Genomic DNA, 11,904 nt, shown 5'->3' with positions numbered 1-11,904 from the left:
AAAATTGTAAATCAATTATCATTAATCACTCAAAATTAAATATCCAATTTAATCAAATTTATGGATTTGAACCAATGAAACACTTGAAACTTGAAGATAGAACTTGTTATGATGGAAGCCAGATTCAACCTATGTGGGCTTTTAGAACTTTTGGTATAAAGGATTCATCTATTGTAAGTTGGATGGGGCCAATGAAAATTGAACCAGATCATTTGGTGGACTTTGAGGATGTGGGTCTTGAAATAGAGGGAAACAATATGTTACATTTTATTGTTGAACATTTTGATGTTCAGCCGGCAAATATTATCATGTGTTACCATAGACAACGAATCCTTGTTATGATTATTAAAGATATACTTCATGATTTTGGAATAAGAACATCAAGAAAGGGTGATGATCTTTACATCAAAAAGTCAAGTTCAAAGAATGATAAGATTGGAAAATTATCAGTTTCAATTGCAACTTGCTCCATTAGCAGCATGAAGATTCATTTTGCACTGAACTTGACTGAAAAGGGAACACCGAAGGATGTAGAGACTGCAGGTTTGTTCGATTGTGGTTTGATTAATGAAGATATATGTAATATCACTGAAAAAATTTGTAAAAATTATATAATGGAAATTGAATCAATTACTGAAGATATTAGTAAAACAAAGGTATTTTAAACTATATTTTTATTTAAATTAAAATTTTAAGAAGATGGAAGGTATTTCATTATGAAAATAGTTATAAACGGTATTCACGCAAATTTGAGATTTTCTTCAGCACACATGATTCCAAAACACGAATCATGTGGTGTTATACATGGACACTCGTACATAGTTGATGTTGTTGTTGATGGAGAAAGATCAGGAGAATTTGGATTTGTTGTTGATTTCAAAAAAGTCAAGGATATTATAAGAAAAATGTGTAAAAGAATGGATCACAGGGTTCTTATACCCATAAGAAACCCTAATATTAATTTTAAAAATCTTAAAGGTCCTGTGGAATTTTCAATAGGGAAAAAAGATTATATGTTACCTCTTGAAGACTGTTTGCTTCTGGATCTTAAATCAACCTCTGCTGAAGATCTATCTGAATATTTTGCAGAAGAACTTTATCATGATTTAAAGGAAATAAATAGTGAAATTTCCAGTGTTCAGATATGTGTTAATGAGGGAATAGGACAGGGAGCTTATTTCACAAAAAATTCTTACTAAAAACCATTTTAGGAGTTTTAATATGAAAACTCATGTTAACGAGGTTTTCTCAAGTATTCAGGGTGAAGGAATCCTTATAGGGCGGAGACAAATATTTATAAGGTTTTCAGGTTGCAACCTTGACTGTAATTACTGTGACACCTCTAAAAGCCGTGACCCACTTTTAGGTGATTTAATATCTACAGAAGAGCTTTTATTTAAAATTAATAAATTAATAACTCCAGATTTTCATTCTATCTCTTTAACTGGTGGTGAACCACTATTACATTCAGATTTTATAAAAGAAATATTAGAACAAAATGAATTCAAATCGTTATTAGAGACCAATGGTTCTTTACCGGGGGAATTACAGAAAATTGCTGGTTTATTGGATTATGTATCTCTAGATATAAAATTACCCGAACATGAAGCTTCTAAAAATTGGGATGATCTATTTGCTTTGGAGTTAAAATCCATAAAACTATTAAGAGATGAAGAGATAAATACATACTGTAAAGTGGTTGTGATGCCCGAGACAAAAGTGGATATGATTGGTTTAATTGCCTCAAAGATAGCCGATGAAGTTCAAAACACTTCAAAGTTTTCAATGGTGATTCAACCGGTAAGTCCTCTTGATCTTTGGGCAGATGGTAGCCAGAAACTATTTGAAATATCTGAAGAAGCAGGGAAATATATCGATGTATTAACCATACCACAAGTTCATAAACTTCTAAATGTCAGGTAGGAGGTTTTAATATGGAGATGGATACAAAGGTAACAGTACACGACGCAATGACATCTAGTGTAATCACGGCAGATCCCAAAACTACAATTGCGGATGCAGCTGTTTTAATGTCAAGGTTCAAGATTGGTAGTCTGGTAATTAAGAGCGAAACAGAGCCCGAAGGACTAATTACTGAAAGTGACATCATTGAAAAAGTAGTTTCAAAGAATATACTGGCAAGTGAAGTAACCATAGGTCAGATAATGACCAAAAATCTTATTTTGATAGACCCTGGAAGTGAATTGAATCAGGCAGCAAGACTGATGGCAAAAAATAATATTCGAAGACTTCCTGTAGTAAATAATGGAAATTTAGTGGGAATATTAACATCGATGGATGTTTTAATGGTTTCACCCGAACTTACAGAATTACTAGTTGAAAATGCTAGAATGGAAAATCAGAGGGAATATTTAGAATCTGAAAAATCCGTACCAGGCATATGTGAGATTTGTGGAAATTACGTTGAATACCTTGATACATTCGATGGGAAATTTTTATGTGAAGAGTGTAAAGAAGATCTGGAGGATGAGTAAACTTGAGCATCGTGGAAGATATCATGACATCTGATCCTGTTACAGTAAATGTGGATACCCAATTAACAAAGGTTAGATCAATATTCCGGGAGGGATGGTTCCGTTCAATTCCTGTTTTATCCAAAAACCATCTTGAAGGAATGATTACAAGGGGTGACATAATGTTCCTATCATCAACCAAGTCTAATATAGAAGCAAGAGTGATAATGGAACGCCCAAAAGTTATAGCAACCCCTGAAATGGCAATGGAAGAAATTGCCAAGAAACTTATTAAATCAGACGCTGTACAAGCACCTGTTGTTAAATCAACAGAGAATATGTGTTTAATAGGTATTTTGAGTATGGGAGACATTATCAAAAAATTACTGAACAATGGTGTAAAGCCTCATAATCCGAATATTAATTCTATTTTCACAAAGAATGTTGTAAAAGCTAATTATGATGATCATATCTCTAAAGTATGGTCCAAAATGGATGAAACAGGTTTTTCAGGACTTCCTGTATTGAAAAAATCTAAACTTATTGGAATGATTACCCGTAAGGACATAATTAAGTCTGGACATGTTCGAACTGGTCTTGATGCAGTTGACAGATCAATCAAGGTAGAAAAGGTAATGGTGACACCACCCGTTGTCGTCACACCCGAAACCAGTATAAAGGATGCTGCGGAACTGATGGTCCAATACGATATCGGACGTCTTCCAGTTGTTGAAAATCCTGTATACATTAAAAAAGAGCCTCACAGAGCAAGAGAAGCCAATATTATTGGTATAGTTGCAAGAGAAGATATATTAGGATCGTATTTAAGTTGATCTTAGAAGTGGTCATGAAATTTAAACTTATTTTCAAAATTTTTAGATTAGTTTGTACTTTATTTATTAACTTATTTGAAAAAAGATTAGTTAACAGATCGTTTCCTGAATCATCTGGATATTTAACGACTAGATATGTCCAGGAAAACTACAAATGTAGCTTGATAACATGGAAAAATATTCAAGGTGATAGAAATCATCTTTCACAAGAGGTGTATTGATGAGAAGAAAAGAAACCATAAATTTAGTAAAATCAAGAGATAGAGGTCCACTGGAATTTGAGTCCCATGCCTCAGAACATGAAGGGGATGTTATGAGCATCGCAAAAAAAACGGTGGTAACAGCACCACAGAGCACCACCATTAAAGAAGCAGCTGAAATCATGGTTAAAAACAAATTCAGAAGGCTTCCAATAACTAACCCTGGAACAGGTCAAATACTTGGAATTGTTACATCCATGGATATTCTTGACTTCCTAGGAGGAGGGGACAAGTACAAAATACTGGAAGAAAAATACCCTGGAAATTTCCTTGGAGCAATAAATGAATCTGTAAAGGAAATAATGACTAGAAATGTAGAAATTTTAAGCCATAAAGATTCAATAAAAGATGCAATAACCAAAATGAAAAAAAAAGATGTTGGTGCTTTACCAGTAGTGGATGCTGAAAAGAAGATGGTTGGAATAGTTTCAGAGAGAGACTTTGTTGTTTTGCTTTCTGGAGTTTTAACAGATGAATTGGTTGGGGAATACATGACTGAAAATGTAATATCAACAACCCCTGGAACCCGAATAGAGGGAGCATCTAAAATAATGGTTAGAAATAAACTTAGAAGGATCCCTGTTGTGGGAGAGGATCGTAGAACCTCCCATCCAGAGAAAGATAAGATAATGGGTATTGTAACAGCTACTGATATTTTAGAATTCCTTGGAAAGAATAGTGCATTTGATAAAATGGTTTCAAATGATGCAGAAGATGTTTTGAATACAACCATAACTGAGATAATGGAAAAAACTGTTGTAGCCACCACAGTCAATACACGACTTGGAGATTTGTGTGATGCAATGATAAAGGAAGGAATTGGAGGATTACCAGTTGTCAATAATGGAAATCTAGAAGGCATCATAACTGAAAGTGATATACTGAAGGCTGTGAACAAATTATAAAAATTTGGGACTATAATCCCTTTATTTGTATATTTTAGGTTCTTAATATCTGCCATAAGATCGAGGTGGTTGAATGATGGAAATTAAAGAAGTAATGAACCCTGAAGTATTTGTTGTTCAGGAAAATGAGCAAGTGGGACATGCAAGGAACCTGATGCTCTCACATGGAATCAGCAAATTAGTAGTGGTTGATGGACAAGGAAAACCTGTTGGAATGGTTACTGAAAAGGATTTAACCCGTAAACTCAAAGGAAATGGCCCAAAATGGAAAAGTAGGCCTATTGATAAAATATCCATCAGAAGGATCATGAGTACAGATCCTATAACAGCCAATCCCAATGATGAAATACATATAGCCATCGAACTTCTGATTAAGAACAACATTGGATCAATACCTATAGTGGATGATAATGGTATCGCAGGCATACTTACTAAAACTGACCTTATGAAAGTATATACTGATAAATTAAAGGGTAAATGGAGAGTTTCCGATCTTATGACAAGTGATGTAATCACAGTAAATGAAAATCATAGCATTGCACATGTTATAAGTACAATGGAAGATAATAAGATAGGAAAAATCGTTGTTATTCGTGATAACACACCTGTGGGAATTATAACTCCAGAAAACATCTCATTTGCCTATGTTGAAGATCCTGAAACTGGTGTAAATGTTGAAAAGATATACTTCATAAGAAACTCTGATGGAAAAAGTAAAAGAAATGTTAGGATGGTTTCAATGATGACAGCTGGGGATATAATGCAGAATCACTTGGTAAACATTTCAGGTGGTGAAGATGCAACTATTGCTGCAGACAAGATGGTTGAAAATGATATTAGTGGTCTACCTGTAGTTGATGGAGATACACTAGTCGGAGTAATTACTAAAACAGATCTTATCAGAGGTATACAATAAGCACTGATAATTTCAGATAGTCAATTATTGAGATCAAATGTTTAGGGGGATGAAAATGCACGTTAAAGACATAATGAAAGAAGAAGTTGTTCATGTGGATAAGGATCAGAACATCCAAGATGCCCTAAAACTGATGAAAAAGCATAAAATCTCCAGACTTCCTGTTGTGAATATCAATACAGATCATCATAGGGAACTGGTTGGAATTGTCACTGAAAAGGATATAGCTCTTAGATTAGGATCATCAAAGTATGGAAACCTCCCACCATCACATTTCCATGTTTCAACTGTTATGAAACAGGATCCAGTGGTTATTGAAAGCACTCAAAATATTGGAATTGCCGCCGAAACCATGATAAAAAATAAAATTGATGGAATGCCCGTTATAAATAACTGCGAAATCGTGGGAATGCTTACAAAAACAGATTTTCTTGAGATATGCAAGGGTAAACCATTCAATTCAACTAATATTGATGATAGAATGGAAACTGATCTTGTTACAGTAAGTCCCAGCGACAGACTTGTGCATGCAAGGAGATGTTTAATAGATAAAGAAGTAGGAAGACTTCCTGTTGTTGAAGAGGATATTTTAGAAGGTATAATAACTGCAAAGGATGTAGCTAATGCAATGATATCATTTAAAAAGATTGTACCTGACAAGTATAAAAATGCCCGTATAAGAAATCTTCTTGTAGGAGATGTAATGACTCAAAACGTAAAAACCATTGATGGTGGATCAACACTTGAACAAGCTGCAACTGTAATGCTTGAAAATCGTATCAGTGGAATTCCAGTTGAACTCGATGGAAAGCTGAAAGGCATTATTACAAAAACAGATTTAATCAATTTTGTTGTGGAACTTGAGGAGGTAAGTTGAATTCAGACTATAGAATGTCCAAAATGCAGTTCACCAATGCAAATACGAGTGGGAAAAACAAATTCCCACAAAAACTTTTTTTTAAAATGCAACCACTGTAACTATAGTTATGAAACACCAATGCCCATTTTTATCAGTAATGTACTTCCAGAGATCCTAGATGTTGAAAAAGCCAATATAGAAAGGTCATTTAAAAATGGTAACATCAAATTTTATGAAAGTCAAGGTATTAATGGTCTCCTATTCCGGAAATCTGTTGGAAAAATAGAATCAGGAACCATGGTATGTTTTGGGGATAAAGTCGAGATAATACGGGGATTTCCAAAAATAAGAAGAACATTAATGCTTGAACCTTCCCTTAGAATCCATTTTGATCAGAAAGTAGCCGTAGAAGAAAAAATGAACGGTTATAATGTTAGAATAGCATTGATCAATAATAGGATTATAGCTTTCACTCGAGGAGGTTATGTATGTCCATATACCACTAAAAAAGCCCCGGAAATCATGGATATGGATGAATTTTTTAATGATCATCCCGAACTAGTTATTTGCGGTGAAATGGTTGGCACAGAAAATCCTTATGTGACACATCATTACAGGGAGATTGGAAATCTTGGATTCAGAATATTCGATATAAGAGAAAAGTCTTCTAACAATGCAATGTCTATCCCGGATAAAATTAAAATTCTTGAATTTTATGGTCTTCCTGGTGTGAAACTTTTTGAGATCATGGATATTGAAGATGCTCCTAAAAAAATCTTTGATTTGGTTTTTAAACTTGGAAAGGATAATAGAGAAGGAGTAGTTATTAAAGATCCCTCAATGGAAATTGATCCACTTAAGTATACATCATCTCAAGCTCATAATGGTGAATTACAATATGCGTTTACTTATCCGTTTGATTTTGGCAGATCTTTTTTCTTTAGTAGAGTTATTAGAGAGGGATTTCAAGCATACGAACTAAATGAGTCAGAAGATGAGATCAGGCATAGGGCTCACATGATAGGGGAATCAATACTCTATCCAATGATACATACAATAAAACATGTTGCCAATGATAATCTTGCATCTGAGAACATTATAATCCATGTTGACAATATGAATGAGGCAGAAGATTTTGTTCGCTACCTTCGAGATCTTGGGGTTGTTGCAACTGTTCATTCATTTGAAGATGGAAAAGCAATTATAAGGAGGGTACATCAATCTACAACTGACAGGATATCAAATTTTCTCAGGGGTGGGTTGTATTGACCAAAGATAACATCAAGATCATCAAAAAAAATAATAAATCCATTAAAGACAGTGAGCAAAATGAAAAAATTATTAAAAATTTTTCAGAAAATTATTCTAAATTCATGGGTAAAATTGGCTTCTTAGGTCCTGTAGGTACATTTACTGAAGAGGCTGCAGCTTTAGTTGGAGATAATCTCGTTGCATTTGATACTATCCTTCAAGTTCTCGATGCAGTTGAAAAGAATGAAGTTGACGTGGGTGTGGTACCTATTGAAAACTCCATTGAAGGTCCTGTTGGTATCACCCTCGATCTATTGGTTCATGATTATGATCTAAAGATAAAACGTGAGATTATTATTCCAGTAAGTCACAACCTTTTGATTAATCCTAAAACTAATATAAACAATATTGAATTCGTGAATTCTCATATGCAAGCACTTTCACAATGCAGAAATTTTATTGAATCGTTGAATGTGGTTGTTAATGCTACCCCGAGTACTTCTGCTGCTGCAGAGATGGTGAAGGGAAATAATAATTCTGCAGCTATTGGAACTAAGCGGGCTGCAGAAATATATGGACTTAAAATTGTAGAAACAGATATTCAAGATTATAAAAATAATGTTACAAGATTTGTTGTTATAAGCAAAAAAGATCATGGACAAACAGGAAATGATAAAACTTCTATTGTTTTTTCAATTGTAGAGGATAAACCTGGAGGACTCTACGAAATTCTTGGATTGTTTGCAGACAATAACATAAATCTAACAAAAATTGAATCAAGACCTTCAAAAGAAAAACTTGGTAATTACATCTTTTTTGTTGATTTAGAGGGCCATAGGACAGATGAATTGATCAGGTATATTTTAAATATTATAAGATCCAAGGTAGGATATATAAAAGTATTAGGTTCATATCCTAAGGAAGGAGAGGATTGAGATAGTTTCAGATAAAGAAAAATTATTAAATAGCTTAAAAAAGCTAGAAAAACAATTTAGTGAAGGTAAAGTTTCTAAAAGGCAGTATGATCTTGAAAAAAGAGTTTTAGATGACAAATTAAGCACGATTTTAGCAGCTGACCGCATAAAAAGACTTCAGGGCAAAGATGTCTCTGAAAAATCACTTGATTATTGGTCAGACAAAAAGAAAGAAGAAGATGAAATTGAGGAGAAGGAAGCATTAATAAAAAAATATGTTACCACTCCGAAAACAGCCCCTGTTAGTCAAACCAAAAGTTCTGGAATGTCGAGAGGAAAGGTATCTTTATTGGTATTTTTAGTTTTAGCATTCTTTGTTGGAACAGGTTACGGGGTGTATGCAATGAGTTTGCCTGCAAATAATTCGTCAGGAGCTAGTATGACTGTTAATGACAGTGCATTTCCCGTTGTGAACAATACAACCACGAACACAACTTTAACAAAGAACACAACAAAAACAACAACCATTATAAAGAAGACTTCAACTAAAAATTCTACTACTCCAACTAAAAATACGAATAACAATAATTCAGGTTAATTTAGAGTTCTATTTAACTCTTTTTACTTTATGAAGGTGAAAAATTGAGAAACCAAGTAATTCTGGTAATTGTTCTTTTGTTTTTTGTTGTTCTAGCATCTGGGTGTATATCTGACAATAAACAATCCAATGCAACAAAGACCTACAATCAAAACAATGTTTCATTTACTTATCCTGGAGTATGGGAACTTGCTAACACAACTTCTCCAAACGCTGTTGTAGCTCTTGCAGATCCAAATACTATTCAAAATGGAAGTCCTACAACAAGGGTAGTAGTTCAAAAACCGGATGTTTCAAAAGGAAGTAACCTTACTGATGTGTATGCGGCAAATTATAAATCATTTTTCAATACAACAGGTTATCAGGAAGTATCTGAGGGGAATTTAACGATAAATGGTGGCATTGCCCTTGAAAACATATATAAATCTAATACTGACGATCAAAAGGAATATCGTGCTGTATGGTTCAATAAAAATGGTAATATATATGTTGTACTCTTTAGTGCTAAATCAGCAGATTTTCAAGCCCAACAAAATAATTTTAACCTTGTAATAAATAGTTTCAAGTAAATTCATTAAATTTTTCATTTTATTATTTTAATCCAAAATAAATTCAAATTATAATTTTTCAATTAAAATATATTCATTTAGTAAACAATATTCTATCAATGCAAAATTATATATTAGTAACTTCAATACAATTATATCTGTTAAAATTACTATCTTTATAATACTGATAAAGAGCCTTAAAAAGAGCCAAATTTATCTGCTTTTATTTAGTTGCATCACATGTAAAGATGATGTGCAAAATGAAGATTATCTAAAACTTCAATGAGTTTAAGATAGGTTCTGTATCCACAAATTTATAAAAAAGATTTCATGGATAAAATCTTCATAAAAAGGCCATAAACGATTTATTAATTGGATGTAATTTCAAGTTTACAGGTAAATCAGTTGATGATTCTAATAAGGGTATCAATTAAACATTATGATCATCAAATAACAATAAAGGAGGAATGTAAATGGTATTGCCAGTATGCGATGTCTGTTTAAAAAGTGGAATTTTATGTCAGGGTTGTGAGAACAAGCTTAAAAGTGGTGAGATATCCCAACTCGACTTGGACATTGCTAAGGTACTTTTCAAACTCGGTGAAGGTAAATTAGGTTTTAAAAAGACCATTGAAATTGGAGATATTGTTATAATAATCACAGAGAAGGACCAGGTTGGAAAACTCATAGGAAAGAGTGGAAAAATAGTACGTGAACTCTCAAGAACTGTGGGGAAAAAGATTAGAGTAGTTGGTGAAGATTCAGACCTCCGTGCAGTTGCTAGGGATATACTGGCCCCTGCAAGGGTATCGGGTATAAATGTTGTCTATGGAACAGATGGTGAAGAAAAGTTCAAGGTAAGGGTAATGAGAGAAGATTCAAGAAAACTTCCTGGAAGACTTGACATCCTCAATGATATAATAAAAATGCTTACCGAACAAGAAACCGTTGTTGTAGTTGACAGAAACTGAAACGAGGGGAAATCGATGGAAATTGTGGTATGTGTTACAGGTAGTATTGCTGCAGTTGAATCTGTAAAACTTGTAAGGGAACTTAAAAGGCAGGGAATGAATGTTACATGTTTCATGAGTGATGATGCATGCAAAATAATACATCCAAATGCCATGGAGTTTGCAACTGGCAAGAATGTTGTCTTGGAACTCACTGGAGATATTGAGCATGTTAAATATGCACAAGCTGATCTAATATTAGTTGCTCCTGCTACAGCTAATTTAATAAGCAAGTTTGCATATAAAATTGCAGATAATCCAATAAGCACGCTTTTAATAACTGCATATGGATATTCAACACCAATTATATTTGTTCCATCAATGCATGATTCCATGTATAAATCAGTTTCAGAGAACATCGAAAGGTGTAAAGATGATGGTATTATTTTAATAGATCCTAAAAGAGAAGAAGGAAAGGCTAAATTTCCAAGTATCCAAGACATTACCCTTCAAACTTTAAGAGAAACATCTGAAGGAAAGTTAAGGGGTAAAAAAGTAATTATAACTGCTGGTGGTACTTATGAAGAGATAGATTCTGTAAGAGGTATCACAAATAGAAGTTCTGGAAAAATGGGTCTTGAAATAGCTAAAGAAGCATTTATACAAGGTGCAGATGTAACGCTGATCACTGGATCAATAAAAGTCCATGTTCCAAAAATTTTTGGCAGGATTAAAATTAATTCTACCGAGGAAATGAAGAAAGAAATAATTAAATTAATTCCTGAAAGTGATGTATTTGTATCTGCGGCAGCAGTATCGGATTTTACAGTAGAAAAAACTTCTGAAAAACAAGATAAAATTTCTTCTAAAAAAGATTTAACATTGTATCTTAAAAAGGCTCCAAAAATAATAAATATTATCAAGGAAATCAATCCAAATATTTTCTTAGTTGGTTTCAAGGCAGAATATAATGTATCAAATGAGGAATTAATATCTTTAGCCCATAAAAAAATGGAATCATCTAGAGCAGATTTAATGATTGCAAATGATGTTTCAATTAAAGGTGCAGGATTTAGTTCAGATAAGAACCAGGTAATTATTGTTGATGGAGATACATTAACAGTACCATTAACATCTAAAACGGAAATTGCCAAGAAAATTATCCAAAAGTTAATTTTGAAGTTGGATAATTAATCTGATAAGATCAAAATCAATTCTTTAATTTATAAATATGATATTAATTTTTTTAATCTAAGAAGATTTTGAAGAAGATTAAAAAATTAAGTATCTTTTTGCTAGATAATAGTATTTTTTTTCATGAGTTTATCTTTAATGTTGGAGAATACCCCATGTGTGAGGGTGGGGATGAATCCAACCACTACATATAAATAATAGT

Annotated in this window: 14 protein-coding genes; 13 read left to right on the top strand and 1 reads right to left on the bottom strand. The window is 33.1% G+C overall.

Annotation, left to right across the window (positions count from 1 at the left end):
- Positions 1-74 precede the first annotated feature (74 nt).
- The 10 genes from DL91_RS10930 (at position 75) to pheA (ending at position 8,433) form a co-directional block, all read left to right on the top strand.
- A complete protein-coding gene (locus DL91_RS10930) occupies positions 75-665 on the top strand; it encodes a DUF366 family protein (protein WP_048191720.1) in 591 nt (196 codons plus the stop codon).
- A gap of 51 nt (positions 666-716) precedes the next feature.
- Positions 717-1,199 carry a 6-carboxytetrahydropterin synthase gene (locus DL91_RS10925; protein ID WP_048191718.1) on the top strand — a complete coding sequence of 161 codons (483 nt, stop codon included), beginning with the start codon at positions 717-719 and terminating at the stop codon, positions 1,197-1,199.
- A 22-nt stretch (positions 1,200-1,221) separates the two neighbouring features.
- Entirely contained in the window at positions 1,222-1,923 is a 702-nt protein-coding gene (locus DL91_RS10920; protein WP_048191716.1) for a 7-carboxy-7-deazaguanine synthase QueE, read from the top strand.
- Between the two features lie 11 nt (positions 1,924-1,934).
- Complete coding sequence (locus DL91_RS10915) at positions 1,935-2,495, top strand: cyclic nucleotide-binding/CBS domain-containing protein (protein WP_048191714.1); 561 nt, start codon at positions 1,935-1,937, stop codon at positions 2,493-2,495.
- Positions 2,496-2,506: 11 nt separating this feature from the next.
- The gene (locus DL91_RS10910) at positions 2,507-3,307 is read left to right on the top strand and encodes a CBS domain-containing protein (RefSeq protein WP_231551503.1); all 801 of its coding nucleotides are present in this window, start codon (positions 2,507-2,509) and stop codon (positions 3,305-3,307) included.
- Between the two features lie 220 nt (positions 3,308-3,527).
- Complete coding sequence (locus DL91_RS10905) at positions 3,528-4,472, top strand: CBS domain-containing protein (protein WP_048191713.1); 945 nt, start codon at positions 3,528-3,530, stop codon at positions 4,470-4,472.
- Positions 4,473-4,548: 76 nt separating this feature from the next.
- On the top strand, positions 4,549-5,388 hold the full coding sequence (locus DL91_RS10900) for a CBS domain-containing protein (RefSeq protein ID WP_048192742.1): 840 nt from the start codon (positions 4,549-4,551) through the stop codon (positions 5,386-5,388).
- A gap of 55 nt (positions 5,389-5,443) precedes the next feature.
- Positions 5,444-6,265, top strand: coding sequence for a CBS domain-containing protein (locus tag DL91_RS10895; RefSeq protein WP_048191711.1), 822 nt, complete (start codon positions 5,444-5,446; stop codon positions 6,263-6,265).
- Between the two features lie 36 nt (positions 6,266-6,301).
- Positions 6,302-7,516, top strand: a complete 1,215-nt coding sequence (locus tag DL91_RS10890; protein ID WP_081882662.1) for an RNA ligase — start codon at positions 6,302-6,304, stop codon at positions 7,514-7,516.
- Positions 7,517-7,620: 104 nt separating this feature from the next.
- Positions 7,621-8,433, top strand: a complete 813-nt coding sequence (pheA, locus tag DL91_RS10885; RefSeq protein ID WP_048192738.1) for a prephenate dehydratase — start codon at positions 7,621-7,623, stop codon at positions 8,431-8,433.
- A 366-nt stretch (positions 8,434-8,799) separates the two neighbouring features.
- Here pheA and DL91_RS13710 read toward each other — a convergent pair whose 3' ends face one another.
- A complete protein-coding gene (locus DL91_RS13710) occupies positions 8,800-8,997 on the bottom strand; it encodes a hypothetical protein (RefSeq protein ID WP_156096071.1) in 198 nt (65 codons plus the stop codon).
- Between the two features lie 57 nt (positions 8,998-9,054).
- On the opposite strand from DL91_RS13710, the gene DL91_RS10880 reads away from it, so the two are divergent.
- The 3 genes from DL91_RS10880 (at position 9,055) to coaBC (ending at position 11,702) form a co-directional block, all read left to right on the top strand.
- Positions 9,055-9,579, top strand: coding sequence for a PsbP-related protein (locus DL91_RS10880; RefSeq protein ID WP_048191709.1), 525 nt, complete (start codon positions 9,055-9,057; stop codon positions 9,577-9,579).
- Positions 9,580-10,031: 452 nt separating this feature from the next.
- On the top strand, positions 10,032-10,529 hold the full coding sequence (locus tag DL91_RS10875; protein ID WP_048191707.1) for a KH domain-containing protein: 498 nt from the start codon (positions 10,032-10,034) through the stop codon (positions 10,527-10,529).
- Positions 10,530-10,544: 15 nt separating this feature from the next.
- Entirely contained in the window at positions 10,545-11,702 is a 1,158-nt protein-coding gene (coaBC, locus tag DL91_RS10870) for a bifunctional phosphopantothenoylcysteine decarboxylase/phosphopantothenate--cysteine ligase CoaBC (protein ID WP_048191706.1), read from the top strand.
- Positions 11,703-11,904: the final 202 nt, after the last annotated feature.

Source organism: Methanobacterium sp. SMA-27 (assembly GCF_000744455.1).
Classification (GTDB): Archaea; Methanobacteriota; Methanobacteria; order Methanobacteriales; family Methanobacteriaceae; genus Methanobacterium_B.
Note: the sequence above shows the minus strand (reverse complement) of the source record. Positions and strands in the feature narration are given on the sequence as shown.

What these genes read in the sequence shown, in the direction of transcription:
- DL91_RS10930 (WP_048191720.1), top strand. Translation starts at nt 75, where the DNA reads ATGAAACACTTGAAACTTGAAGATAGAACTTGTTATGATGGAAGCCAG.
- DL91_RS10925 (WP_048191718.1), top strand. Translation starts at nt 717, where the DNA reads ATGAAAATAGTTATAAACGGTATTCACGCAAATTTGAGATTTTCTTCA.
- DL91_RS10920 (WP_048191716.1), top strand. Translation starts at nt 1,222, where the DNA reads ATGAAAACTCATGTTAACGAGGTTTTCTCAAGTATTCAGGGTGAAGGA.
- DL91_RS10915 (WP_048191714.1), top strand. Translation starts at nt 1,935, where the DNA reads ATGGAGATGGATACAAAGGTAACAGTACACGACGCAATGACATCTAGT.
- DL91_RS10905 (WP_048191713.1), top strand. Translation starts at nt 3,528, where the DNA reads ATGAGAAGAAAAGAAACCATAAATTTAGTAAAATCAAGAGATAGAGGT.
- DL91_RS10900 (WP_048192742.1), top strand. Translation starts at nt 4,549, where the DNA reads ATGGAAATTAAAGAAGTAATGAACCCTGAAGTATTTGTTGTTCAGGAA.
- DL91_RS10895 (WP_048191711.1), top strand. Translation starts at nt 5,444, where the DNA reads ATGCACGTTAAAGACATAATGAAAGAAGAAGTTGTTCATGTGGATAAG.
- DL91_RS10890 (WP_081882662.1), top strand. Translation starts at nt 6,302, where the DNA reads ATGCAAATACGAGTGGGAAAAACAAATTCCCACAAAAACTTTTTTTTA.
- pheA (WP_048192738.1), top strand. Translation starts at nt 7,621, where the DNA reads ATGGGTAAAATTGGCTTCTTAGGTCCTGTAGGTACATTTACTGAAGAG.
- DL91_RS10875 (WP_048191707.1), top strand. Translation starts at nt 10,032, where the DNA reads ATGGTATTGCCAGTATGCGATGTCTGTTTAAAAAGTGGAATTTTATGT.
- coaBC (WP_048191706.1), top strand. Translation starts at nt 10,545, where the DNA reads ATGGAAATTGTGGTATGTGTTACAGGTAGTATTGCTGCAGTTGAATCT.